General features: G+C 70.6%; 25 protein-coding genes. 9 read left to right on the top strand and 16 right to left on the bottom strand.

Annotated features, from left to right (window positions below):
- Nucleotides 1–43: 43 nt before the first annotated feature.
- The 3 genes from C3942_RS04905 to C3942_RS04915 are packed head-to-tail and all read right to left on the bottom strand — an operon-like array spanning nucleotide 44 to nucleotide 2,288.
- Nucleotides 44–1,039 (bottom strand): LLM class flavin-dependent oxidoreductase, encoded by a 996-nt coding sequence (locus C3942_RS04905; protein WP_104229246.1) that lies wholly within the window; start codon nucleotides 1,037–1,039, stop codon nucleotides 44–46.
- Nucleotides 1,040–1,069: 30 nt separating this feature from the next.
- The gene (locus C3942_RS04910; protein WP_104229247.1) at nucleotides 1,070–1,765 is read right to left on the bottom strand and encodes a uracil-DNA glycosylase family protein; all 696 of its coding nucleotides are present in this window, start codon (nucleotides 1,763–1,765) and stop codon (nucleotides 1,070–1,072) included.
- Nucleotides 1,766–1,802: 37 nt separating this feature from the next.
- Complete coding sequence (locus C3942_RS04915; RefSeq protein ID WP_104229248.1) at nucleotides 1,803–2,288, bottom strand: CC0125/CC1285 family lipoprotein; 486 nt, start codon at nucleotides 2,286–2,288, stop codon at nucleotides 1,803–1,805.
- A 90-nt stretch (nucleotides 2,289–2,378) separates the two neighbouring features.
- On the opposite strand from C3942_RS04915, the gene C3942_RS04920 reads away from it, so the two are divergent.
- The gene (locus C3942_RS04920) at nucleotides 2,379–3,026 is read left to right on the top strand and encodes a DUF2946 family protein (protein ID WP_243393521.1); all 648 of its coding nucleotides are present in this window, start codon (nucleotides 2,379–2,381) and stop codon (nucleotides 3,024–3,026) included.
- On the opposite strand, the gene C3942_RS04925 is transcribed toward C3942_RS04920, so the two are convergent.
- The gene (locus tag C3942_RS04925; RefSeq protein ID WP_104229533.1) at nucleotides 3,027–3,479 is read right to left on the bottom strand and encodes a metallophosphoesterase family protein; all 453 of its coding nucleotides are present in this window, start codon (nucleotides 3,477–3,479) and stop codon (nucleotides 3,027–3,029) included.
- A gap of 94 nt (nucleotides 3,480–3,573) precedes the next feature.
- Here C3942_RS04925 and C3942_RS04930 point away from each other — a divergent pair, with 94 nt between their 5' ends.
- On the top strand, nucleotides 3,574–4,500 hold the full coding sequence (locus tag C3942_RS04930; RefSeq protein WP_165797322.1) for an alpha/beta fold hydrolase: 927 nt from the start codon (nucleotides 3,574–3,576) through the stop codon (nucleotides 4,498–4,500).
- A gap of 54 nt (nucleotides 4,501–4,554) precedes the next feature.
- On the opposite strand, the gene C3942_RS04935 is transcribed toward C3942_RS04930, so the two are convergent.
- The 4 genes from C3942_RS04935 to C3942_RS04950 form a co-directional block, all read right to left on the bottom strand.
- The gene (locus C3942_RS04935; RefSeq protein ID WP_243393522.1) at nucleotides 4,555–6,411 is read right to left on the bottom strand and encodes a glycosyl hydrolase family 18 protein; all 1,857 of its coding nucleotides are present in this window, start codon (nucleotides 6,409–6,411) and stop codon (nucleotides 4,555–4,557) included.
- Nucleotides 6,412–6,555: 144 nt separating this feature from the next.
- Complete coding sequence (locus tag C3942_RS04940) at nucleotides 6,556–7,503, bottom strand: DegV family protein (protein ID WP_104229251.1); 948 nt, start codon at nucleotides 7,501–7,503, stop codon at nucleotides 6,556–6,558.
- 70 nt (nucleotides 7,504–7,573) lie between these two features.
- The gene (locus C3942_RS04945; RefSeq protein ID WP_104229252.1) at nucleotides 7,574–8,320 is read right to left on the bottom strand and encodes an anti-sigma factor; all 747 of its coding nucleotides are present in this window, start codon (nucleotides 8,318–8,320) and stop codon (nucleotides 7,574–7,576) included.
- Entirely contained in the window at nucleotides 8,317–8,883 is a 567-nt protein-coding gene (locus tag C3942_RS04950; RefSeq protein WP_104229253.1) for a sigma-70 family RNA polymerase sigma factor, read from the bottom strand. Before C3942_RS04950 ends, C3942_RS04945 begins: the two co-directional genes overlap by 4 nt.
- A gap of 116 nt (nucleotides 8,884–8,999) precedes the next feature.
- On the opposite strand from C3942_RS04950, the gene hemB reads away from it, so the two are divergent.
- Entirely contained in the window at nucleotides 9,000–9,995 is a 996-nt protein-coding gene (gene hemB, locus C3942_RS04955) for a porphobilinogen synthase (protein ID WP_104229254.1), read from the top strand.
- Between the two features lie 24 nt (nucleotides 9,996–10,019).
- Nucleotides 10,020–10,724 (top strand): glutathione S-transferase family protein, encoded by a 705-nt coding sequence (locus tag C3942_RS04960; RefSeq protein WP_104229255.1) that lies wholly within the window; start codon nucleotides 10,020–10,022, stop codon nucleotides 10,722–10,724.
- A gap of 162 nt (nucleotides 10,725–10,886) precedes the next feature.
- On the opposite strand, the gene C3942_RS04965 is transcribed toward C3942_RS04960, so the two are convergent.
- Nucleotides 10,887–12,689: a protein kinase domain-containing protein gene (locus tag C3942_RS04965; protein ID WP_165797323.1), complete on the bottom strand. Its 1,803-nt coding sequence runs from the start codon at nucleotides 12,687–12,689 to the stop codon at nucleotides 10,887–10,889.
- Nucleotides 12,690–12,914: 225 nt separating this feature from the next.
- Here C3942_RS04965 and aroE point away from each other — a divergent pair, with 225 nt between their 5' ends.
- From aroE to C3942_RS04990, 5 genes are all read left to right on the top strand, one after another.
- Nucleotides 12,915–13,727, top strand: coding sequence for a shikimate dehydrogenase (gene aroE / locus C3942_RS04970; RefSeq protein ID WP_104229257.1), 813 nt, complete (start codon nucleotides 12,915–12,917; stop codon nucleotides 13,725–13,727).
- Between the two features lie 84 nt (nucleotides 13,728–13,811).
- Nucleotides 13,812–14,552 carry a tetratricopeptide repeat protein gene (locus tag C3942_RS04975; protein ID WP_104229258.1) on the top strand — a complete coding sequence of 247 codons (741 nt, stop codon included), beginning with the start codon at nucleotides 13,812–13,814 and terminating at the stop codon, nucleotides 14,550–14,552.
- A gap of 47 nt (nucleotides 14,553–14,599) precedes the next feature.
- On the top strand, nucleotides 14,600–15,124 hold the full coding sequence (locus C3942_RS04980) for a hypothetical protein (protein ID WP_104229259.1): 525 nt from the start codon (nucleotides 14,600–14,602) through the stop codon (nucleotides 15,122–15,124).
- Nucleotides 15,124–15,438: a hypothetical protein gene (locus tag C3942_RS04985; protein ID WP_104229260.1), complete on the top strand. Its 315-nt coding sequence runs from the start codon at nucleotides 15,124–15,126 to the stop codon at nucleotides 15,436–15,438. Before C3942_RS04980 ends, C3942_RS04985 begins: the two co-directional genes overlap by 1 nt.
- 87 nt (nucleotides 15,439–15,525) lie before the next feature.
- The gene (locus C3942_RS04990) at nucleotides 15,526–16,017 is read left to right on the top strand and encodes a cupin domain-containing protein (protein WP_104229261.1); all 492 of its coding nucleotides are present in this window, start codon (nucleotides 15,526–15,528) and stop codon (nucleotides 16,015–16,017) included.
- 78 nt (nucleotides 16,018–16,095) lie between these two features.
- On the opposite strand, the gene yihG is transcribed toward C3942_RS04990, so the two are convergent.
- From yihG to hrpA, 7 genes are all read right to left on the bottom strand, one after another.
- Nucleotides 16,096–17,028, bottom strand: a complete 933-nt coding sequence (yihG, locus tag C3942_RS04995) for a 1-acylglycerol-3-phosphate O-acyltransferase, YihG family (protein ID WP_104229262.1) — start codon at nucleotides 17,026–17,028, stop codon at nucleotides 16,096–16,098.
- A 99-nt stretch (nucleotides 17,029–17,127) separates the two neighbouring features.
- A complete protein-coding gene (gene hemE / locus C3942_RS05000; protein WP_104229263.1) occupies nucleotides 17,128–18,183 on the bottom strand; it encodes a uroporphyrinogen decarboxylase in 1,056 nt (351 codons plus the stop codon).
- Nucleotides 18,173–18,886 carry an orotidine-5'-phosphate decarboxylase gene (gene pyrF, locus C3942_RS05005; RefSeq protein WP_104229264.1) on the bottom strand — a complete coding sequence of 238 codons (714 nt, stop codon included), beginning with the start codon at nucleotides 18,884–18,886 and terminating at the stop codon, nucleotides 18,173–18,175. Before pyrF ends, hemE begins: the two co-directional genes overlap by 11 nt.
- Entirely contained in the window at nucleotides 18,886–19,194 is a 309-nt protein-coding gene (locus C3942_RS05010) for a CcdB family protein (protein ID WP_104229265.1), read from the bottom strand. The genes pyrF and C3942_RS05010 overlap by 1 nt, the downstream gene beginning before the upstream one ends.
- Nucleotides 19,194–19,436 carry a type II toxin-antitoxin system CcdA family antitoxin gene (locus C3942_RS05015; RefSeq protein WP_104229535.1) on the bottom strand — a complete coding sequence of 81 codons (243 nt, stop codon included), beginning with the start codon at nucleotides 19,434–19,436 and terminating at the stop codon, nucleotides 19,194–19,196. Before C3942_RS05015 ends, C3942_RS05010 begins: the two co-directional genes overlap by 1 nt.
- A gap of 78 nt (nucleotides 19,437–19,514) precedes the next feature.
- Nucleotides 19,515–20,252 carry a hypothetical protein gene (locus C3942_RS05020; protein WP_104229266.1) on the bottom strand — a complete coding sequence of 246 codons (738 nt, stop codon included), beginning with the start codon at nucleotides 20,250–20,252 and terminating at the stop codon, nucleotides 19,515–19,517.
- 171 nt (nucleotides 20,253–20,423) lie between these two features.
- Complete coding sequence (gene hrpA, locus C3942_RS05025; protein WP_104229267.1) at nucleotides 20,424–24,239, bottom strand: ATP-dependent RNA helicase HrpA; 3,816 nt, start codon at nucleotides 24,237–24,239, stop codon at nucleotides 20,424–20,426.
- Between the last annotated feature and the right edge of the window lie 136 nt (nucleotides 24,240–24,375).

Below are 24,375 nucleotides of genomic sequence, written 5' to 3' on the forward strand. Positions count from 1 at the left end.
GGGCGAACTGCGGTCGCGCCCTGGATGGCGATCCCGGACCCTCTCAGGCGCGGAACGCGTCCGCAATCAGCTCATAGCTGCGCAGCCGCTCGGCATGACCCCAGAGGTTGCTGACCACCATCACCTCGTCCGCGCCCGCGTCGCGGGCCATTTCCTCGATGCGCGCCCGCACCGCCGCCGGGTCGCCCACCACAGTGCGCTGGCGCAGCTCGCGCACCACGATCCGCTCGTCCGCCGTATAGGGATAGGCCAGCGCCTCGTCCGGGCTCGGCAGCGGCAGGAATTCGCCGCGGTGGATGCGCAGCCAGGCCAGGTCCATGGTGGTGGCCAGGCGGTCGGCTTCCTCCGGCGTCCGGGCACAGACCGCGGCCACGCCCAGGATCGCGTGCGGCCGCGGGAACTGGGCGGAAGGCTCGAAGCTCTCGCGGTAGCGGCTGAAGGCCGGCGCCGCCGGTGCCGGGCTGAAATGGCTGGCGAAGGCGTAGCCCATGCCGGCCATCCCCGCCATCTGCGCGCTGGCGCCGCTGGAGCCGAGGATCCACACCGGCGGCAGCGTCACCTGCTGCGGCATCGCCAGCACCTGGCGCGAGGGATGGTCGGAGCCGAACTCCGCCTGCCCGCAGTAGGCCAGCAGCTCCGACAGCAGCGCCGGGAAGCGCACGCCGTCCACCGCCCGCAGCGCCCGGCTGGCGGCATAGTCCGAGCCCGGCGCGCGACCCAGGCCGAGGTCGATGCGATCCGGGAACAGCGCCTCCAGCGTGCGGAAGTTCTCCGCCACGCGCAGCGGCGGATGGTTCGGCAGCATGATGCCGCCCGAGCCCACGCGGATCTTCTGCGTGGCGGCGGCGACATGGCCGATCAGGATTTCCGGTGCGCTGCTGGCCACGCTGGGCATGCTGTGATGCTCGGCGAACCAGTAGCGCACATAGCCCAGCCGCTCGGCCAGCCGCGCCAGTTCCGCCGTGCGGCGCAGGGCCTCGGCGGCGCTGCCGCCGGCGGGCACGGGAGCCAGGTCCAGGACCGAGAGTGCGGGTTTCATGTCACTCCGACAGGCAGGGGCGGCGGGAATTCAACCGATGCGCAGGTTGTCCGGCCGCACGTCGAGCTGCGCCAGGCGCGCATCCAGAAGGCCCGGGAAGCGCGCATACCAGGTGGCGTTCAGCGGCGAGGGATGCGGCAGCGGGTAGATGCGGAAGTCACGCGAGCGTCCGTCGTCGGTGGCCAGGGTCACCGCCACCGATGCCTCGAAGCGGTCCTCGCTTTCCCAGAAGGCTTCCAGCCGCTCGCGCTCGCCTTTCGGCTGGCCGATGCCGAACCACAGGAAGGCCTCTCGCCCCAGCGTGATGATGCGGTCGCCGCGCCAGTGGCCGACCAGCAGTTCGCGCATCGGCGGGTGGAAGCGCTGCTTCACCTTGGTGGACCAGGCCTTGTTGCCCACCGGCTTGTAGGGCACGGTGTTGGCCCAGTAGAAATCGCGGCTGACGGTGCGCGAGGCCTCGAAGTCCGGCAGCGGCTTGCCGTGCAGGCGGCGGTACAGCGCGCGGCGCACGTGCTGCCCGCCGGCACCGATGAAGGGCTCGCCGTGCTGCACCTCGTCACGTCCGGGATCGCGTCCGAAGAAGCCGATGCGGGCGTCGGCACGGCCCAGGCCGATCACCGGCTCCAGCGGATCCTTGCCGTACTGGTGATAGACATCGACATCGATGCCGGGCGTGACCGCGGCGAGTTCGCGGAAGGCCTGCCGCTGCGGGCCGGTGAGCACCATCTTCGAGTCCTGTGGCGGGTGGGCCCGCCATGATCGCCTATTTGGGACGCTGGATGCTGGGCTCCAGGTTGGCCAGGACTTCCTTCGCGTCGAAGGCGTCGGCGCGGTTCGCCGGCTTGGCGCCGGCGAACATCAGCACGTCCATCTGCGCCAGCGTCGGCTCGTCGCCGCCGACCACGGTGCCCAGGCCGATGCCGATGCCGCTGTGGCCGCCGGAACCGAATCCGAAGCTGACGCCGCCACTGCTGCCATTTCGGGCCGGCGGCGTCTCCAGGTCACGCGCCGCCACCAGGAAATGCCCGTAGCCGTTCTGCAGCGTCAGTTCGGCAGCGCGGTACATCAGGTAGTTCTCCACCGTGCTGCGCGGCGTCTTGCTGCTGCCGGTGAAGCGCACGCGGTAGCGGTTGTTCTCCAGCTTCTGCTCGGCGTAGCCCAGGCCGCCGCTGATCGGCTGGTAGGGCGTCACCGTGGCGCAGGCGGACAGGGCGAGGGCGGCGGCAAGCAGCAGGAGTTTCGGTTTCATGGGCGTTCACCGGGTTTTGCGGCCATCTTGGGCCCTGGTTAGGGCCTATATCCGGTCGAAAGGTTCCGACGGAGGCGCTACCCTGCGCCCATGACCACGACCCCGTCCATACCCGGCCATGCCCCGATGGAAGATTGGGTGCTGCGTGCGCTGGCGCGCTGGCCCAACGTGCCGGCGCTGTTCGGCTGGCTGGCCCTGGACCGCCGCGGCCGCTGGCTGATCCGCGGCGAGCCGATCTCCCGCCCGCAGATCCTCGACACCATCAGCCGCAACTATGGCGCCGACGAATATGGCCGCTGGTACTTCCAGAACGGCCCGCAGCGCGGCTACGTGCGCCTGGACACCGCGCCCTACGTGCTCTGGACCTGCGAGGGCGGCGAAGGCCTGCAGATACATACCGGCCAGCGCGTGCGCCACCCGACCCGCGCCTTTCTCGACGAGGAAGGCTCGATCCTGCTGCTGACCGAGTACGGACCCGCCGCGCTGCCGGACAACGAACTGGACTGGGTGCTGCCGCGCCTGGACCAGGCCGGCGTGCCGGTGGACGAGGACCAGCTCGCCGCCGCGCTGGCCCTGCCCTCCGGCCAGGCCACGGCGCTGACCCTGCACCTGCCGGAAGCAAACCTGCCGCTGGAGCGCCTGGACCGGGCCAGGGCACCGAAGCTGCTGGGCTTCGTGCGCGACCCGCAGCCGCGGGCCGGAGAGCAGTTCGCGGCAGCCGACTCACCGGAGCCCTGATCAGGCCAGCGTCACGATCTCCGCCGCCATCTCCCCGTCCCCGATCCGCAGGCGCGCCAGCGCGACCGGCAGGCTGAAGCGCCGCGGCCCGGCGCTGCCCGGGTTCACATAGAGCACGCCCTGCCGCGTCTCGATCTTCGGCCGGTGCGAATGCCCGCTGATCACCGCGTCGATCCGCTCGGCCGCGGGATCGATGCGCAGTGCCTTCAGGTCATGGATCAGGTAGAGCCGGCGGCCGGCGGCCGCCACCAGCCGGGTTTCCGGCTGCTCCGCCTCCGGGCCCTGCAAGTCATTGTTTCCACGGATGGCGTGCACCGGAGCCAGGGCTTCCAGCGGCGCCAGGACGGCGGACCCGATGTCGCCGGCATGCAGGATCAGGTCGCAGCCCCGCAGCGCGTCCAGCGCCTCGGGCCGCAACAGTCCATGGGTGTCGGAAATCAGGCCGAGGATCATGGCGCCAGCTTACCCCGCCGCGCCGGCGAGGAACGGTTCAGCGTTTGTCGCCCGTCCGGCGATGTGTGAGCATGGCCCTTCGGGGAATCACCTGATGAAACGCGAAACCTTCCAGCACCGTCTGCCCGACGGCACCCAGGCCTGCGTCCACCGCTGGCTGCCGGCGCGCGCGCGCGCCGTGGTGCAGATCGTGCACGGCATGGCCGAGCACGGCGCCCGCTACGAACGCTATGCCCAGGCCCTGACCGGCGCCGGCTTCGCGGTCTACGCGCAGGACCTGCCGGGCCATGGCCGCAGCGTGCGCAATGCCGACGAGCTCGGCCACTTCGCCGACCAGGACGGCTGGGCCCGCACGCTGTCCGCCATCAACGGCGTGCGCGCCCTGGCGGAACAGGAACTGCAGCGGCTGCCGCATTTCATGTTCGGCCACAGCATGGGCTCGTTCCTGTTGCAGGACTATGTCGTGGAGCATGGCCGCGACCTGGCCGGCGCCGTGTTCTCCGCCACCAGCGGCGACCTCGGCCCGCTGCGCGTCATCGGCCTCAACCTGCTGCGCGTGGAAGCGGCCTGGTTCGGCGGACGCCATCGCAGCGCGCTGGCCGAAATGCTGACCTTCAAGGACTTCAACCGCCGCTTCAGGCCGGCGCGCACGCCTTTCGACTGGCTGTCGCGCGATCCGGCAGAGGTGGACCTCTATGTGCGCGACAGCCGCTGCGGTTTCCGCTGCAGCGCCGCGCTGTGGATCTCGCTGATGGAAATGGGCGGGCGACTCGGCGACCAGGGCCGCCTCGCGCGCATCCCGAAGGACCTGCCGGTACTGGTCATCGCCGGCAGCGACGACCCGGCCTGCCAGGGCGAGAAGGGTCCGCGCGCGCTGGAGTCGCACTACCGCAAGGCCGGCCTGGGCGAGGTGGCCGTGCGCATCTGGGACGGCGGGCGGCACGAGTTGCTCAACGACCTCTGCCGGGATGAAGTGACGGCGGAGCTGCTGGGCTGGTTCGGCCAGAAGCTCGACAGCTGACACCCATCCCGTCATGCCGGCTTTCGCCGGCACGACGGTTGGCTTTTTGCATGCTCAGGGCGACCTGAACCCCTGCTTCAGCGCCTGCATCAGCGGATCGCGCTGCCCCGCGGGCGCATTCGGCAGGTAGCCCTGGTTGATGGTCCACACGATGGTGCCGCCCAGGCCGTTCTGCTTCACGTACAGCGCCTTCTCCGCGATGGACTGCGGATCCTCGTACGAGATGAAGTTGCACTGCTGCGGCCCCACGCGCGTGGCGGAACTCAGGTACGGCGCCTTGGCCGCCTCGTGCCAGCGCTTGGCGGAGGCGCTGTAGTAGAGCGTCATGATGTTGGTGTAGCTCATGTCGTTGTCGTCGTTGCCGTTGATCGGCAGGCCGCCGGTGTCCACGCCGTCGGTCGACTGGTAGGGCTGTGTCACGCCGCGCCAGCAGGAACCATAGAAACCGATGCCGATGCCGAGCTTGGCCGCCGGCACGCCCACGCGCAGCCAATTGCGCACGCTGGAGTCGATGGAGCTGGGCGTCATGCCGGTCTCGCCGTAGATCGCCGAGCTGTGCCAGGTGTTCCAGCCCCAGAAGCCCGAGGCCATGCCGTAGCTCATGATGTTGATCTGGTCGAACAGCGGCGCGATCTCGGCGTACCAGGGCTCGGCCTGTTCCGGGAAGTTGTTGTTGATCCAGCCGATGGGGATCGTCAGCAGCCGTCCCGGGGCGGCGGCGCGCAGGTCCTGCGCCAGCAGCTTCACGTAGGGCTGGTCCTTGGGCTCGATCGGCTCCCAGTCGATGTCGTAGCCGTCGAAGCCGTACTCGTTGGCCAGCGCCACCAGGTTGGCGACGAAGCGCGCGCGGTTGGCGTTGGACGCGGCGCCGACGAAGCCATCGTACTCGCCCGCACCGCCGAGCATCACGATGGCCTTGGTGCCGGCGGCATGCGCCGCGGCGACCACCTGCTTGGCCCAGCGCGGGCCTTCCACGGCGTCGATGTCGAAGTCCGTCGCCAGGCTGCCGTTGGCCAGCGGGCGCACGCGGCCGATGACGATGTGCGTCATGGCGCTGAAGTCCACCGCCTCGAGCGGATACAGGTCGCGGGCATAGCCGACGTAGTAGCCGGTGACCCACTTGCCCGCGGCCGGCGGCGCGTCGTTGTCCAGGATCGTGCGCGTATGCACCGGGGGATTGCCCAGCGTGGCGTTGGCCGGCGAAACCAGCGTGAGCACCGCCGTCTCGGCGGATTCCTGCACCGCGTCGTCCACCGGCGTGATCGTCAGTGTCTTGCGCGTCTGTCCTGGCGTGAACGTCAGCGTGCCGCTGGGTGCCACCTGCCAGTCGCCGGGCCGCGTGGCGGTGCCGGAGGTTGCATAGCCCACGGTGACGGTCTGCGTGCTGGCGGCGGACAGCACCACGTCCACCGTGCTGGCCTGCGCCTCGCTGCCGCTGGCCGTGGCGGCCGAGAAGCCGAGTGTCGGCGGCGCCGCGTCGTTGTCGGCCAGGGTCAGCGTGTGCTGCGCCGGCGCGCCGAGCTTGCCGTAGCCGGGTGTGCCCAGCGTCAGCACCAGGGTCTCGGGCCCTTCCACCTGCGTGTCGTCCACGGTGCTGACGCTGATGGTCTTCAGTGTCTCGCCCGGCGCGAACTGGATGGTAGCGGGCGTGGCGCTGTAGTCAGCGGCGCCGGCGCTGCCGCCGCGCGTGTACGACAGGGCCACCGTGCGCGTACTGCTGCGCGACAGCTTGAGGCTGATCGTCCGCGCGCCACCCTCGGTGACCTGCGAGGCGGCGGCCTCGAAACTCACCACCGGCTTGGGCTTGAGCGCCTCGAGCAGGTTGTCGAGCAGGCCGGCCTGGGCGCTGGGCGCCATGGCCAAGCACAGCGCGGCGGCGCCAAGCCGCAGCGCGGGCGAAAACGGTTTCATTCGGGCATTCCTTATCTTGTGATGCCCGTATTCTCCGCAGGCCTGGAACGCGGCTGCTGTGCGGCACGTCACCGGAAAGCGCGATTCAGTGTCGGGGGACGCCCGATACAGAAATCGCCTACAGGGCTGTCGGACGCTTTCGCGCTACAGCTCGGTCAGTTCTCCCGCATCGCCGCAGTACGCCAGGGCCAGTGCGCCGACCCCGACATTCACGGCGGTGGCGGGTGCCATGGCCGACAGCATCAGCTCCACGCCATGGCGCTCGGCCGTGCGCTGCAGGGCGGTGTAGCCGGGCAGCTCGTAGACCAGCGAGGGATCGCCGCCATAGGAGATGTTGACCAGCGGCACCAGCAGGCCGGCCTCGATGCGGCCGACGGCATGGTGGAACAGGCGCTCCGCCGCCGACTCGAAATGCCGCACCTTGGCCACCGCCTGGGTCTGCCCGCGCACGGCCTGGATGATCGGCTTGATGTCCAGCGTCTGGCCCAGCACGTAGGACAGCAAGCCCACCGACTGGTCGCCGCGCCGTGCGGCGCGCGTGCGCAGGTAGTAGAGGTCCTGCGGCACCATGTAGGCATGGACGTAGGGCGTCAGGTCGTCCAGCTGCAGGCGGATGTCCTGCGGCGTATGGCCCTGCCGCACCAGGCGCGCCGCCTCCCAGGCCAGCACACCGGGCCCGGTGAACAGGCTCTGCGAATCCACCACGCGGATGCCGAAGGGCCCCTCCACGCGGTGCTCGCGGCGGATCGGCGCATAGCTCTGCAGGATCGCGAACGCCGCCTTGTGCGCGTTCTCGTAGGTCTGGCTGCGCGCCGCGGTCAGGGTGATCAGGAAGACATAGTCGTACTCCAGCACCAGGCGGCGCAGGAACAGTTCCTCGATCTCGCGCACGGTGAACGCGGAGGTCTCGGCGTCGAGCGCGCGCTCGTCCAGGTGCTCCTCGTAGAACGCGCGGCTGCGTTCCGGCTCGCGGCCGTAGACCACGCTGCTGTCGCCCATGTGGATGGTGCTGGGCAGGACCTGGATGCGGTTCTCCACGATGAACTCGTGGGACACGTCGGTGCTGACGTCGATGGCGATGCCGATGCGCATGTCAGGGGCTTGCCTCTTCCGCGGCCCTCAAGAGTAGCCGAGCGCGGCCGAGGCGGGAACGGGGGTTTTGTTACAGCTGCAGCAGCGGCGCGGTACTGACCACCGGGCCGGTCGGCAGGCCGGTGGGCGAGCCGCCCTTGGGCTCGACGCTGACCGCGATCACCGGCGCCTGCGGCATCTTCATCTCGGGCAGCGGCAGTTCGACGCTGCCGCTGCCGTCCGGCATCAGGCCCATCGGGTGCGGCTGGCCGGCATCGTCCAGCACCCAGATCTGCAGGCTCTGCGTGTTCAGGTCGATCGGGTAGGCGCCGGAAGCGCTGACCTTGAGGCTGCGGCGCGCCGGTGCCACCAGCACGATCCACTGCGCCGGCGCGTTGGGCTGCAGCAGGGCCACGTAGGGCATGGGCTGCAGCACCTGCACCGTGCGCACCTGCTCGATCACCTGCGGCGCCTGCTGCGCCTGCAGCCAGAGGCCGTAGCCCAGGGCCGCGGTCAGCAGCGACGCCGCCACCGCCCAGCCGCGCCAGAACCGCAGCGGGCCGCGGTCCTCCAGGACCGAGCGCGCCCGCGGCAGCGCCACCGCGCGGGCGGCGTTGATGCGCTGCTCGATGCCGGCCCAGACGATTTCGCGGGGTGCCACCGGCGTGAAGCTGCGCTGCAGCGGCGCCAGGCGGCGCTCCCAGTAGCGCAGCTCCTTGGCCAGCGCCGCGTCCTTCTGCAGCAGGCGCTCGAAACGGCGGCGCGCCGGCCCGCGCAGCGTGCCGAGCACGTAGGCGGCGGCCAGCGCCTGGCGCAGCTTGGCGTTCTGGTACTTCATGCGTCGAGGCACTCGCGCAGGCGCTGCAGGCCGCGGCGCACCCAGCTCTTCACCGTGCCCAGCGGCGCATCCAGCACCCGCGCCAGCTCCTGGTGGGTATAGCCTTCGTAGTAGGCCAGCAGCACGCTGCGACGCTGTTCCGGTGCCAGCCCGCCCATGCAGTCGTTCAGCCGCCGGATGCCCTCGCGCTCCACCGCCCGCAGCTGCGGGTCGTCCGCGGCGCCGTCGGCGAAGGTCATCGGCGGCGCCTCGTCCTCGTCCGGCAGTTCCACCTCGGGGCGGCGGACGCGCAGCAGGTCCAGGGCGCGATAGCGCGCCACCGTCATCAGCCAGGCCAGGGGTTGGCCCTTCTCCGGGGCATAGGTGTCCGCCTTCTGCCAGATCTTGAGGTAGCAGTCCTGCAAGGCTTCCTCCGCCCAATCACGCCGCTTCAGCATACGCATCAGCAGCCCGAACAGATGCGCCGAACTGGCCTCGTACAGCCGCCGGAACGCCTGGGCGTCGCCGGCGGCGGTGGCGCGCAGCAATTGCTCCAGGTTGTCGGCGGATTCGGCTTGGGCCATGCAGGATGTTCGGCGAAAAGCGGTTTTCCGCATGATAGCCGAATCGCCGTGCGCCCCCGGGGGGCCGGTATAATCGCTGGCCAAGGCCCTCCCGCCTTGATCCACCGGAAGCAACCGTGACCCCAGGCCAGTATCCCGCCACCCGCCTGCGCCGCACGCGCCAGGCCCCGTTCATCCGTTCCATGGTGCGCGAGACCGCGCTGACCCCGGCCAACCTGATCCAGCCGCTGTTCGTGGCCGAGGGCGGGCTGGCCGGTCCGGTGGGTTCCATGCCCGGCGTCCAGCGGCTGACCCTGGAGCAGCTGGTGGCCGAGTGCCGCGAGCTGGTCAAGCTGGGCGTGCCGGCCGTAGCACTGTTCCCGGTGACCCCGCAGGAGAAGAAGAGCGACGACGGCGCCGAGGCCCTGAACGCCGACAGCCTGATGGTGCGCTCGATCAAGGCGGTGAAGGACGCGGTGCCGGAGATCGGCGTGATCGCCGACGTCGCGCTGGACCCCTACACCAGCCATGGCCATGACGGCGTGCTCAACGCCCAGGGTTACGTCGACAACGAGGCCACCTGCGAGATCCTGCGGCGCCAGGCGCTGCTGTATTCGCGCTCCGGCGCCGACATCGTCGCGCCCTCCGACATGATGGACGGCCGCGTGAACCACATCCGCCAGGTGCTGGAGCGCGACCACCGCCACAACACCCTGATCATGGCCTACGCCGCCAAGTACGCCAGCGCCTTCTACGGCCCCTTCCGCGAGGCCGTGGGCTCGCAGGCCAACCTGGGCAAGGGCGGCAAGGAGACCTACCAGATGGATCCGGCCAACACCGACGAGGCGCTGCGCGAAGTGGCGCTGGACCTGCAGGAAGGCGCCGACATCGTCATGGTCAAGCCGGGCCTGCCGTACCTCGACATCATCCGCCGCGTGAAGGACGAGTTCGCGGTGCCGGTGGCGGCCTACCAGGTCAGCGGCGAGTACGCGATGCTCAAGGCCGCCGCGCAGAACGGCTGGCTGGACGAGCGCAAGGCGATGCTGGAAGCGCTGCTGTGCTTCCGCCGGGCCGGCGCCGACATGATCCTGAGCTACTACTCGAAGCAGGCGGCGATCTGGCTCGCTGAATAATCGACACGCGGGGGGAACAGGCAGATGACGATCGAACTCCACCAGTTCCCCACCGGGCTGGGCATGCCCAACATCTCGCCCTTCTGCATGAAGCTGGAGACCTGGCTGCGGCTCGCCGGCCTGCCCTACGAGATCAAGTGGCAACCCGATCCGCGCAAGGCCCCGGTGGGCAAGCTGCCGGTGGTGGTGGCCGACGGCGAGACCCTCTGCGACTCCGAGCGCATCATCCAGCGCCTGTCGCAGAAGCACGGCATCGACCTGGACGCGGGCCTGGGTCCGCAGCAGCGCGCGCAGGCGCATGCGATGCGCCGCATGCTGGAGGAGAACACCTACTGGGGCCTGGTCTACTCGCGCTGGATCGACCCGCAGGGCTGGGCGCAGTTCTGGCCGGTGTTCTTCGGCAGGATTCCCGCGCCGGTGCGCGCCCTGGTGACTCGCATGATCCGCGGCCAGATCCGCCGCGACGCCTGGGGCCACGGCATGGGGCGCCATCCGCCGGCCGACCTCTATGCCCGCGCCGAGGCGGACCTGCGGGCGCTGTCGGAACTGCTCGGCGAGCAGCCCTATTTCTTCGGCGCCGAGCCGACCAGCTTCGACGCCACCGCCTACGGCTTCCTTGGCAACATCTGCGAGCCGGCGATGAAGACGCCGCTGAACGACGCGGCGCGGCGCTATCCGAACCTGGTCGCCTACTGCGCGCGCATGCGGGCGCGCTGTTTCCCCGGGTGACGTCCTGCCGTTGAAAGCTCGCCGTTCGCCCTGAAGTCTGAAGTCCGCCCCTGCTCCGATCCTTCGACAGGCTCAGGACCAGCACGAACCGACTTTTCGGAGCTCCCCTAGGGCCTGTCAACACTACGGCCGTCGCTGCGACGGCCGTAGTGTTGACAGGCCCTAGTCCTTCGGCGGCGCCGAGTAGGTGCAGACCCAGACCTCGGCGGTCTCGCAGCGCGCCCGGGCGCAGCCGACCTTGCGCACCTGCGCATCCACCAGCTGCGCGTACTGGCCGCAGCCGTCGCGCGACTCCAGGCAGCGGCCGCTCTCGCGGCTGTAGTGACGGCTGCCCTCGTTCCAGCGCGCCACCACCTGCCCCGGCGTACGGCGCCAGCCCTCATAGGGCGCATTGGCATAGGCGTGGAACAGCGTGTCGCGGTACTGGGCGCGCCAGGCCGGGTCGGCATTCACGCGCGGCTTGCAGCCCTCGCCCGCCAGCTGTTCCGCCCAGCGCTGCGCCGCGCGCACATTGGGCTGCGCCCAGTTCAGCAGCGGCACGCCGGCCTGCTGCCGCACGTAGTTCAGCGGCGGCAGCATCTCGGTGAGTTCCGGCGCCGGTGCCGGACGCGGGCCAGGCGCGGCCCCCGGAGCCGGCACCGGAGCGGCCGCCACGGGCTTCTTCTGCGGGGGCGCCGCCGGCGGAATGCTCAGGGGCGGAGGCGCGGGCGCGGGTTCGTCCCAGCGAGCGGGCGGCGGTTCCGGTTCCGGCGGAATTTCCGTCACGGCCACCGGCGGCGGCCCGGCGGCCGTCGCGGGAGCCTGCGCCGGTTCCGGCGTCTCCGGCGGCTCGCCGCCGAACTGCAGCGCCGTGGCCAGCAGCACCAGCAGCAGCGCGGCGGCGACGGCCGCCCGCGGCAGCCAGGCCGGCCAGGCACGCCGCGGCAGCAGCATGGACTCCGGCACGAGCGCCGCCTGCTGCGGCGCCAGCGGCTGCGTGCGCTCGTCGTCCGGGTCGGCGAGCACGGCGGTCGGGTCCTGGGTGACGTCCAGGTCCAGCGGCGAGGCCGCCAGCCCCGCCGTCGGGACCGGCCGCGGCGCCACCAGGGTCTGGCCGGTCAGCGCGCGGCGCCAGTCGGCCACGCTCTGCGGGCGCTCGGCGATCGGCACGCGCAGCGCCCAGTCCACGGCGCGCAGGAAATTGGCGTCGAAGCCCCGTGTCACCAGGTTTTCCAGCGGCTCCAGCGGATCCTGGCCGAGGCGGTCCACCGCATCCGGCGGCTTGTGCCCGGTGAGCGCACGGTAGACCACGCCGCCCAGCGCGTAGATGTCGCTCCAGGGACCCTGGTTGCCCTTCTGCGAATACTGCTCCACCGGCGCGTAGCCGGCGGTGAGCACGTTGAGCATCGAGCGGCTGTGGCTGCCCAGCTCGCCGCGCGCGGCGCCGAAGTCGATCAGCACCGGCGTGCGGTCGTCGCGCAGCAGGATGTTCTCCGGCTTGAGGTCGCGGTGCAGCACGCCGGCCGCGTGCACGCTCTGCAGCCCGTCGAGCAGCGGCAGCAGCAGCGCCTCCAGGCGTGCCTGCTCCGCGATCAGGGTGCCGCGCAGCTCCTCGGCCAGCGAGCGCCCGCGGACGTAGTCCATGACGATGTAGGCGGTGCCGTTGGCCTCGAACAGGCGGTGCACCTGCACCACGTTGGGATGGTTGAAGCGCGCCAGCAGGCGCGCCTCGTTGAGGAAGCAGCGGCGGCCCCAGTCGAAGGCGGCGGCATCCTCCTCGGAACGCACGGCGATCTGGCCGTCCGCCATGCGCAGCGCGAACTCCACTGGCAGGTATTCCTTGATCGCCACCTCGTGGTCGAGGTTGGTATCCAGCGCCAGGTAGGTCACGCCGAAGCCGCCGGGCTTGCCCAGCACGCGGCGGATCTCGTACTCCATCAGCCGCGTGCCCTCGGGCAGCACGCCGCCCTTGCCGGCGCCGGGCATCCTGGGTTCGGGGGCGGTTCGCGAAAGGTCGGTCATGCGGCGGGCGGCCGGCGCGCGGGGCGGCCGGTGCGAGGAATCGTTCTGTGTCCCCAGGGAATCTGCTTCCGATCCTACCTCAGGGCGGTGTCCGGACGCTGCCACCGCCTGTCACCGGTTTCGCCGGGCGGGGGCTTCGGGCAAACTGCCGCCCCCGGCCCGCCGGCCGCCCGCCAGATTGTCTCCCCCATGGATCGCTACGCCGTCATCGGCTCCCCCGTGAGCCACAGCAAGTCGCCCTTCATCCACGGCCGTTTCGCCGAGGCCACGGGCCAGTCCATGAGCTACGAGGCCCTCGAGATCGCCCCGGAGGCGCTGGCCGAGCGCCTGGCGCAACTGCATGCCGAGGGTTATCGCGGCTTCAACGTGACCCTGCCGCACAAGCTGGCCGTGGCCCGGCTCTGCGGCCAGGTCAGCGAGCGTGCCCAGCTGGCCGGCGCGGTGAATACGCTGCTGCGCACGGAAGGCGGCTGGCAGGGCGACAACAGCGACGGTGAAGGATTCGTCACCGACCTGCGCCGCAACTGCGGCATCGGGCTGGCCGGCAAGCGCGTGCTGGTGATCGGTGCCGGCGGCGCCGCACGCGGCATCCTCCAGCCGCTGCTGGGCGAGAAGCCGGCCGAGCTGGTGCTGTCCAGCCGCAACCCCTGGAAGCCGGAGGAGATCGCCGAGCAGTTCAAGCCGCAGGGGCGGATCACGCCGCGCACGCATGCCTCGCTGAAGGGCGACCTCTACGACGTCATCGTCAACGCCACCTCGACCGGGCACCAGGGCTTCATGCCGAAGCTGCCGGGCCCGCTGCTGGCCCCGGGCGGCGCCTGCTACGACCTCAGCTACGGCAAGGCCCATGAGCCCTTCGCCGCCTGGGCGCGGGCGCAGGGCGCGGCGCGCATCGCCGACGGCCTGGGCATGCTGGTGGAACAAGCCGCGGTGAGCTTCGCGCTGTGGCGCGGGGTGCGTCCGGAAACGGCCACGGTGCTGGCGGAGCTGCGCGCCGCCTAGCCGGGCCGCGGAACCTGGCAGCGGCGGCAGCTTGCGTCGCAAAACGGCCAGCGCCTATAAGCAGACTTCACCGGGGAGGCCTGCATGCCGATTTTCATCCTTTCCATCCTGATCCAGCTGGCGCTGGTGGTCCACGTGCTCAAGACGGGACGGAACACCACCTGGGTGTTCATCCTGATCTTCGCACCCATGATCGGCGGCCTGGCCTATTTCATCGTCGAGCTGTTGCCGGAGTTGATGAACAGCCGCGCCGCGCACAGCGCGCGCCGGCGCATGGCCGACAGCGTCAATCCGGACCGGCATCTGCGTGAGGCCACGCAGAACCTGGACGCCGCCGACACGGTACAGAACGCGATGGCGCTGGCCGAGCAATGCCTCCTCAAGGGCCGCCACGCCGAGGCCAAGTCGCTCTACGAGCGCAGCCTCAAGGGTGTCTACGCCGACGACCCGGTGCTGCTGCTGGGCCTGGCGCGCGCCTGCTTTGGCCTGGGCGAGGCGGAACAGACGCTGCGGGCGCTGGACCAGCTCAAGGAAAGGAATCCCTCTCACCGCTCGCCCGAGGGACATCTGCTCTATGCCCGGGCGCTGGAACAGCTGGGCCGCAAGCCCGAAGCGATCCACGAATATGAGGCGCTCTGCGCCTACTACCCCGGTCCCGAGCCGGCCTGCCGCCTGGCCCAGATGCTCAAGGCCGGCGGCGAGGCGGCCCGTGCCGCCGACCTGTTCCAGGGCGTCGTCAAGCAGAGCCGCAACGCCGGGCGCCACTACAACCAGCTGCACAAGGAATGGGTGCAAATGGCGCAGCGCGAAACCGGTGGAAGCTAGGGCGCCGTAAGGCTACGCTTCGGCGGTCCTTACCGACCGAGATTCCCATGCACCCGTCCCGCCTGCTGCTCGCCGCTCTCGTCCTTGCCGCCGCCCCGGCCTTCGCCGAGGAACCGCTGGACGCGCCGCCGCGCGGTCCCGTGTTCGAGGCCACCGACGACCCGGTGAAGCTCAAGCAGCAGCTCGCCGACCTGCAGGAACTCTCCAACGGCATGCGCGACCAGATCGACACCACGCAGGCCGCCGCCGATGCCGCCCGCGAGGAGGCCGAGGTGCTGCGCCAGCAGCGCGACGCCCTGCAGGCCCGGGTCGCCAACCTGCAGCGCCATGCGCAGGTCGATGAGCAGGCGCCTGCCGCCGCCGCCAAGGATGCCGAGCTGGCCAAGCTGCGCGCCGAGCTGTCCGCCGCCCAGGCCGCCCGCGACAATTCCTCCGCCGACGCCCGCAACCTGGCCAAGGAACTGGCCCTGACCCGCGCCGACCGCGACAAGTACCAGCGCAGCAGCATCGAGGACCGTGCCAAGGTCGACCTGCTCAACGGCGACCTCAACGCCTGCCTGAGCGGCCGCTGATGGAGGCCATCGGGCAGCGCAGCGCAGCGGCCGAAAGCCTCTGGCGCGACGGCGACGCCGCGCTGGCCTCCGGCCAGCTGGAACAGGCCTACCGCTGCTACACGGCGGCGCATGATCAGGTCACCGACTGCCCGAGGCTGCACCTGGAGGCGCACCGGCGGCTGCGCCGCGTGACCCGCCGGCGCGATCCGCGCGGCGAATACCTGACCGACACCCTGCTGGTGAAGCTGGCGCCTCTAGGCGTGTTCGAACTGATCGCGCTGTACTTCCGCTCGCGCGTGGCGGGCAGCGCCGAGTGCCGGCGCGGGGCCTGAGGGGCCATGGGCCGCGACAACTACCCTTTGGGGGTGAGCTCATGCAGGCCCGTCGCAGGTAAAATCCCGTACCGGGAGAGAACCAGCATGAGCATCGATCCGAATCCGCAGAACCTGGCGGCCATCGCCGCCACCGACGTCGCCCCCCGCGCCAAGCCCAGCAACTACCCGGAGCCCTTCGCCTCGCGCGTCTCGGGCCGGCAGAAGCGCGCGCTCGGCGAGGCCTTCGGCCTGCGCAACTTCGGCGTCAACCTGACCCGCCTGCAGCCCGGAGCGATCTCGGCGCTGCGCCACAGCCATTCGCGCCAGGATGAGTTCATCTACATCCTCGAAGGCCACCCGGTGCTGGTCACCGACCAGGGCGAGACGCCGCTGGAGCCGGGCATGTGCGCAGGCTTCCGCGCCGGCAGCGGCAATGCGCACCACCTGGTGAACCGCGGCGACGAGCTGGTGGTGTACCTGGAAGTGGGCGACCGCACGCGCGGCGACTCGGTGAACTATCCGGACGACGACCTCGCCGCGGTGATCGGCCCCGACGGCGGCTGGCAGTTCGCGCACAAGGACGGGCGGTCGTACTGAGCGCTCCGCTCTCCTCGCGGGAGCGGCCCCCGGCCGCAAGCCAGGATCGCGGCCAAGGGCCGCTCCCACGGATCCTGCTCAGGAATGAGCGGCCTGTGTCGGCGACAGCGCCGGCCGGTCTCCCAGCATGCGTTCCAGGCGCGCGTCCTTGCGCTGCCACAGGCCGTTGACCCAGGCCTGGAAGCGCGTGCGGAATTCCGCATCGCCGTCATAGTCGCCGTGCAGCAGCTCGGCCGGCAGCGGCAGCAGGTCCACGTGCATCGCCAGCTGGTCCTGCTCGCCGCAGAGCCAGCTCCAGACCAGGCCCTTGCCGCTGGGCTGGTAGGCGATGGTCACGTCGATGATGCCGGCGAACTGCTCGCCCATGGCATTGAGCGTGAACGACAGGCCCGCGGCCTTTGGCTTGAGCAGGTGCTTGTAGGGCGAGCCGCTGGCGACGCGCTTGGCCTCGGTGAAGCGGGTGCCTTCCAGGAAGTTGACCACCGTGACCGGCTCGCGGCGGTAGATCTCGCAGGCACGGCGCGTGGTTGCCAGGTCTTGCCCCCGCAGCGCCGGGTTGGCGGCGACGGCCTCGCGCGAGTGGCGCTTCATGAAGGGAAAGTCCATCGCCCAGCACACCAGCCCGATGATCGGCACCAGCAGCAGCTGCTGCTTCATGAAGAAGCGTGCGAACGGCGTGCGCCCGTGCAGCAGGTCGAACAGCACCAGGATGTCGGCCCAGCTCTGGTGGTTGGAGATCAGCAGGTAGCTCTTGCCCGGCTCCATGCGGCCGCGCACGTCGATGTCCCACTGCATGGGATGGATGAAGCGGTACAGCAGGTGGTTGCTGCCGACCCACTGCGCGGCGATCCAGACGCAGTAGCGGCTGGCGGCGCGCCGCACGGCCGCCACCGGCAGCAGCTTCAGCAGGACGCCGGGCAGCATCGCCGCGAACCAGAACAGCAGCACGGCGAGCATCATCGTGAACTTGATGATGCCGACCAGGTACCCGGGCAACAGGATCGAGAACATCCGCCGATTCCTCCCTCTGCCAGAACTGGCCTGCCAGAATCGTTCGCCCGCCAGCTTGGCCGACGCCGCTGACCGCAGGCTGAACGCCGGGAACAGGCCCTACTTGTGGTACGCCGGGCTCAGCTGGCGCACCGCCTCGATCATCGCGCCGGCATGCTCCGGCGGCGTCTGCGGCAGGATGCCGTGACCGAGGTTGAACACGTGCCCGGGGCCATGGCCAAAGTCCTGCAAGACCCGTGCAACTTCCGCCTCGATGCGCTCCGGCCGGGCAAACAGCGAGATCGGATCGAGGTTGCCCTGCAGCGCCACCTGCCGGCCGACGCGCGCACGCGCCACCGACAGGTCCGTGGTCCAGTCCACGCCCAGCGCATCGCAGCCGGTGGCGGCCATGCGCTCCAGGTGCTGTCCGCCGTTCTTGGTGAACAGGATCACCGGGATATGCGGCGCCACGCGCTTGAGATGCGCGACGATGCGCTGCATCGGCTGCAGCGAGAAGCGTTCGTACAGCGCCGGGCTCAGCACGCCGCCCCAGGTGTCGAACACCATCGCGGCGTCTGCACCGGCCGCGATCTGCGCCTCCAGGTAGAGGCTGACGCTGGCCGAGAGCTTCGCCAGCAGGCTGTCGAGCATCTCCGGCGTGTCGAAGGCCATGCGCTTGATGTTGGCGTAGTCGGAGCCGCCGGCGCCTTCCACCATGTAGGTGGCCAGGGTCCAGGGACTGCCGGCGAAGCCGATCAGCGGCAGCTTGCGGCCCAGCGCGCCGCGGATGGTGCGCACCGCGTCCATCACGTAGCGCAGCTCGCCTTCCGGGTCCGGCACGCCGATGGCCTCGATCGCGTGCGCGTCGCGCAGCGGCCGGTCGAACACCGGACCTTCGCCCTCGACGAAGCGCAGGCCCAGGCCCATCGCGTCGGGAATGGTCAGGATGTCGGAAAAAAGGATCGCCGCGTCCAGCGGGTAGCGCGCCAGCGGCTGCAGCGTGACCTCGCAGCAGAGTTCCGGGTTGCGGCACAGCGCCATGAAATCCTTGGCCTTCTTGCGCGACTCGCGGTACTCCGGCAGGTAGCGGCCGGCCTGGCGCATCATCCACACCGGCGTGCGGTCCACCGGCTGGCGCTTCAGGGCCCGCAGGAAACGATCGTTATCAAGCTGCACGGAGAGCCTCGGCAATTTCGGTCTGGATGGCCTGCGCCATGGCGCGCGGGTCGGCGGCGTCGCGGATCGGGCGGCCCACCACGAGGTAGTCGGCGCCGGCGCGGATCGCGGCGGCCGGCGTCATGATGCGCTTCTGATCGGCCTCTACGCGGTTCTCCACCGGGCGGATGCCGGGAGTCACGCAGATCAGCTCGCGCGGCGCCTCGCGGCGCAGGCGCTCCACCTCCAGGCCGGACGAAACCACGCCGTCGCAGCCGGCCTGCAGCGAGCGCCGCGCCCGCGACAGCACCAGCTCGGCGACGTCCACCTGGAACCCCAGGTCGTCGAGGTCGCCCTGGTCCAGGCTGGTCAGCGCCGTCACCGCCAGCACCTTGGTGCTGCCGGACTTGGCCCTGGCGGCGGCTTCCATGATCGACTGGTTGCCGTGGATGGTGCAGAAGTCGGCACCGCGCTCGCTCAGGTTCTTCACCGCGCGCGCCACGGTCTCGGGGATGTCGAAGAACTTCAGGTCCACGAAGACCTTCTTGTCCTGGGCCTTGAGCCAGTCCAGCAGCTCGAAGAAGCCCGGCGCCATCAGCAGTTCCATGCCGATCTTGTAGAAGCGCACCGAGTCGCCGAGGCGCTGGACCAGCGCGCGGGCTTCGGGGGCGGCGGGCACGTCGAGCGCGGCGATCAGGCGCTCTTGGGTGGGGATGTTCTTCATCAATAGCCTGTAAGCAGAAAATCGAGGGCGTCGAGGATGTCCTGGCGGACGGCCCCCGCATGGGCCACCGCTGCGCCCAGTTGCGCCAGCGGCAGCGAGCCGATTTCGGCGGGCGACAATACATAGTCCGCCCCGGATACTTCAATCAGCGGATTGAGCCGCTTGGCACGCGGGCCGAAGTATCCCGGATCGACCAGCGGCACGACCACTCGCAGGCCGGCGTTGACCACATCCGACTGCACATCGAGCAGGTAGGGCGCGTGACGCGCGCTCGCGCGCGGGTTGCGATAGACCGAAAACTGCGCCATCAGAAGGAAATCAGGTCGGCGTTCAGCGGCCCATCACGCTCGATGCGGGCATTGAAGGCCCGGATCGCCTCGGCGTTCTCTTCCTGCCAGCGGCGGCCGCGTTCCTCCTTCAGCGCCTGTTCGAGCTTCTCTTCGACGAAGCGTGAAAGGTTCAGCTTGGCCGCGCGGGCATCGCGCAGCAGGCTTTCGCGGACGGTGAGATTGACGCGACGGCGCGGGTCGGGACGGGCGTAGGAGGACATGGCATCCACTCCGGCGAATACACCCTGATTATGCGCCGTTTCATGCGCATTGTCTCCGCACCGCTGCCGGTCGCCGGCCTACCAGTAGGTCTTCAGCCAGCTGCCGAAGCCCTTGGCGCTGAGCCACAGCCATTGGCCCACGCCCAGCACGGGTGCGCCATCGTCGGGCATCGGCGGCGATCCTGCCGGCATCGGCTCGGGATCGAACTCCCCCGGCTCGGCCGGCTGCGACAGCGCCGCCCCGGGCTTGCGCGGCAGCTCGCGCGGACGGACCTGCAGCCAGCCACGCATGGCCAGGGCCTGCGCCTGCCACAGCGCGCGGCCGTCGGCGGTCCATTCGAAGCCATGCCGCGTGCCCGCGAGTTCCGCCGCGGTCCGGTCCAGGATCGGCCCCGGCATGGCCGAGGCGTCGTGCCGGCGCAGCGCCTCCACCAGCCCCGGGGCCTGTTCGCGGGCCAGGGCGAAGACCGACAGCACCAGGCGCGCCGGCAGCGCATGGCCGTCGGAGCTGACCAGCCGCAGTTCCAGGGACAGGGTCTGCGGCATTTCCGGATCGGGCTGGGCCGGCGCATAGCTGGCCGGATCCAGCTCGCGCAGGCGCCAGTGGGCCGGCGGCGGCTGGCCGAGTACCTGCATCAGCAGGGTGGCCACCGGGCGCTGCGGCGCCAGGGGCATGGCGGGCGCCGGGGTCGGCCGGGGCAGCGGCGGCACGGCCGGCGGCAGGTCCATGGCCAGCGCGAATTCCGGCAGCGCGGCCCCGGGATTCAACCGGGTCACGGTGGGCTGCAAGGCGGCACTGGGGAGATCGATGCGCATGGCCGGGAGGGATCGGGTGTCCGGGTAGCGGCCGTGTTTTCCGTAACTTTAGGCCGGGCCCCTGGCGGGATCCCGGCCCCGGTCGCTTGCGGACCGGGCCATGCTGTCATTCTATCCCTACAGACTGTAGGGGAAATAGCACAAACACCCCATGCCCCTTGCCCGCAGCGGCTAGGCCGCGCCGCTGGACAGGGCCGTGACCTTCGCCGCGCTGGGCGAGCCCTGGGCCTTCAGTTCCTGTGCAAACAAGGTGATACGCCACTCCTCCAGCACCCAGCGGGCCTCGTGGAAGGGGCCGGGCAGCTTCGCGGCCAGGGGCTGCACCTGCCGGGTCAGTTCCTCGTCGCGGGCCGGCTTGTTCTGCAGGCGGTCCAGCCGCACGCTGATCGCCCGCAGGTACACCGCCACGCGCGGCCACTGCGGCTCCGGGATGGCGTCGAGGAACCCCTCCGAAAACAGGCTGTCGAGCTGCTGGCGCAGATCCGCCAGCGGCACCGGCCAGCGGTTGCCCAGGGCGCCCAGCTTCCTGCGCAGCTCCGCCGCGGTGCCGAGCCAGGCCGCCAGCTCGTCCAGCCGCCTGTAGGCCTCGATGCTGAAGGCGCCGCGCTTCTCCAGCGCCTGCTGGAACCCGGCCTTGTCGCGCACCGGCGCGGCCAGCAGCACCGCGTCGGCGGCGCGGCGCGCCAGCGCATCCGCCACCGTCTCGGGGGCCAGCTTCAGGCTCATCAGCTGCAGGCCCAGCTTGCTCTTCACCGCCTTGAGCAGGTCGCGCGTGCGGTCCGGCATGCGCGCCAGCAGCAGCGTGCGCGTGCCGGCACGGTGCGCGGCGGCAGCGGCCTCGGGCGATTCGAACAGGCGCAGGTGGGCCTTCTCGCCTTCCGCCTGCAGCGCCGGCCAGGCCTTGGCCCCGGCCATCGGCACCGTCTCCGGCAGCTTCTCGAAATCCCAGTCGGCCAGGTTGTCGCGCTTCCACTGCTTCAGCGCATCGTCGCGCGTCGCCGCCGTGTTCAGCGCCTGGCGCGCCTGGCCGGCAAAGCGGCCCTGCAGCGAGGCCAGCGTGCTGCCCGTGCCCAGCAGCCTGCCCTGCGCGTCTTCCAGCTGCAGGCGCGGCACCAGGTGCGGCTCCAGCTTCTCCGGCGCGAAGGACTCGTGCGTGATCGCGGCACCGGTCATGGACTTCAGCGCCTCGGCCATGGCCTCGACGATCGGCCGCTCCGGCGGCGGCTCGAAGCGCTCCGCCAGCGCGCGGGCGTATTCCGCCGCCGGCGTGCAGTAGCGCCTCAGCGCATTGGGCAGCGTGCGGATCAGACCCTCGATCTTGGCCGTGCGCAGGCCCGGCACGAGCCAGTCGAAGACGTGCTCCGGCAGGGTGTGCACCGCCGCCAGCGGCACGTGGAAGGTCACGCCGTCGTGCTCTTCCCCAGGCTCATGCGAATAGCTCAGCGCCAGGCGCTGCCCGCCGACATCGAGATGATCCGGGAACTGCGACTCGACGTTGGCATCGGCGCCCGGGCGCAGCACGTCGGCCTCCTGCATGCGCATGCGCGACTGCGCCTTGGGGTCGTGGCGCAGCCAATCCTTGAGCTGGCGCGTGGTGCAGATGTCCTCCGGCAGGCGCTCCAGGTAGAAACGCTCCAGTTGCTCGTCGTTGGCCAGCAGGTCCGGCCGGCGCAGGCGCGCTTCCTTGTCCTGCACCTCCTCGATCAGCGCGAGGTTCTGCTCCAGGAACGAGGGCTTGCGCGACATCTCGCCGCGCAGCAGCGCCTCGCGGATGAAGATCGCGCGGGCTTCCGCGGGATGGGTGGCGCCGTAGTTGCGCTGGCGCGTCAGCAGCGGCAGGCCCAGCAGGCTGACGTGCTCGGTGGCGGTGACCTCGCCTCGCTCGGAGTTCCACTCCGGGTGCAGCACGTTGCGCTTGATCAGGTGGGCGCCGACGCGCTCCAGCCACTCCGGCTCCACGGCCGCGTTGGTGCGGGCAAAGAGCTGGCTGGTCTGCGCCAGCTGCGCGCTCATCAGCCACTGCGGCCCCTTCCTGGCCAGCGCCGAGCCGGGATGGATGCGGAAGCGCCGGTTGCGCGGGCCCTGGTATTCGCCCTTCTCCGGCAGCTTCAGGCCGATATGGTCGATCAAACCGGCGAGCAGGGCCTCGTGCAACTGCGGGTACAGCGCGTCCAGGTCCTGCGGCTTCAGCTTCGCCGGCTCGCCCTTCACGCCCAGCATGTCGCGCAGCTGGCGGTAGACCTGCTCCCATTCCTCCATGCGCAGGAAGGACACGAAGTGCTCGCGGCAGACACGGCGCAACTGGCGGTTGGAGGACTCGTCGCTCCAGGTCTTCCAGCGCTGCCAGAGATTGAGCAGCGTCAGGAAATCCGACTTCGGATGCTGCCAACTCTTGTGCGCGGCACGCGCCGCGTCCTGCGCATCCGGCGGCACTTCGTGCGGGTCCTGCACCGACATCGCCGCCGCCAGCACGCAGATCGCGTCGGCCTGCGCCTTGCCGCGCCCGGCCAGCGCGATGCGCGCCACGCGCGGGTCCAGCGGCAGGCGCGACAGCTCCTCGCCCAGCGGCGTCAGCTTGCGCCAGTCGTCCAGGGCGCCGAGGGTCTGCAGCAGCCGGTAGGCATCGCTGACGTTGCGCGAGTCCGGCGCATCCACCCAGGGGAAGTCGTCCACCTCGCCCAGCCCCAGCGCGATCATCGACAGGATCACGCCCGCCAGGTTGGCGCGCTTGATCTCCGGATCGGTGAAGGCGGGGCGCGCGGCGAAGTCGTCCTCCGCGTAGAGGCGGATGCAGACGCCCGGCCCCAGGCGCCCGCAGCGGCCGGCACGCTGGTTGGCCGCCGCCTGCGACACCGGCTCGATCTGCAATTGCTGCACGCCGGTGCGCGGCGAGAAGCGGTTGAGGCGCGCGGTGCCGGTGTCCACCACGTAGCGGATGCCCGGTACGGTGACGGAGGTTTCGGCGACATTGGTGGCCAGCACGATGCGCGGCTGCCTGCCGGGCGAGAACACCTTGTCCTGCGCCTGCGCGGCGAGGCGGGAATACAGCGGCAGCACCTCGGCGCGGGGGAAGCGGCCCGTGAGCACGCGGTCCGCGTCGCGGATCTCGCGCTCGCCGGGCAGGAAGACCAGCACGTCGCCATTGGGCATCGGCCGCCACAGTTCCTCGATGGCCGAGGCGATGTTGCCCTCCAGGTCGCTCTCGTCGGCGGGCGCGCGGTAGCGCTGCTCCACCGGATAGGTGCGGCCGGAGACGAGCTTGATCGGGGCGCCGCCGAAGTGCCGCGACAGGCGCTCCGGGTCCAGCGTTGCCGAGGTGACCACGACCTTCAGGTCCGGACGCTGCGGCAGGATGCGCTTGAGCCAGCCCAGCAGGAAGTCGATGTTGAGGCTGCGCTCGTGGGCCTCGTCGATGATGATGGTGTCGTAGCTGGTCAGCAGGTGGTCGCGCCCCAGCTCGGCGAGCAGGATGCCGTCGGTCATCAGCTTGACCAGCGAGCGCTCCGACACGCGGCGATCGAAGCGCGTCTCGTAGCCCACCGTGTCGCCGAGATTGCCGCGCAACTCGGAGGCGATGCGGTTGGCCACGCTGCGCGCCGCCAGCCGGCGCGGCTGCGTATGCCCGATCAGCCCGCGCGTGCCGCGCCCCAGCTCCAGGCAGAGCTTGGGCAGCTGCGTGGTCTTGCCCGAGCCGGTCTCGCCGCAGACCACCACCACCTGGTGATCGCGGATCGCCTCCAGCAGCTCCTGCCGCGCTTGGACGACCGGCAGCTCCTCCGGATAATTCAGGTCCGCCGGCACCAGCAGCTTGCGCTGCTCCACCCGCTCCCTGGCCTTCTCCACGTCCTGCTGCAGGCGGGCCACATCCATCTTGCCGCCGCGCTGCGCCCGCTCCACCAGCTTGGCGAAGCGCACGTAGTCCCGGGCCAGCAGCGAGTCGCGCTGTTCGGCGAGGGCGGTGGCGACGAGGTCGTAGGGGCGGGCCATGGGGGGCGCATTATCTACGATGCCGGCGCTGCCGTGCCGCCGTGTTCCGGTGAACCGTTCATGCCGAGTAGCCTCGTGGCCCGCAGGGCCGCGTGCGTATCGAGGCACACCCCCGACCCTCGGCTGGGCACCTCGA

This window comes from Solimonas fluminis (assembly GCF_002930645.1).
In the GTDB taxonomy this organism is placed as follows: domain Bacteria; phylum Pseudomonadota; class Gammaproteobacteria; order Nevskiales; family Nevskiaceae; genus Solimonas_A; species Solimonas_A fluminis.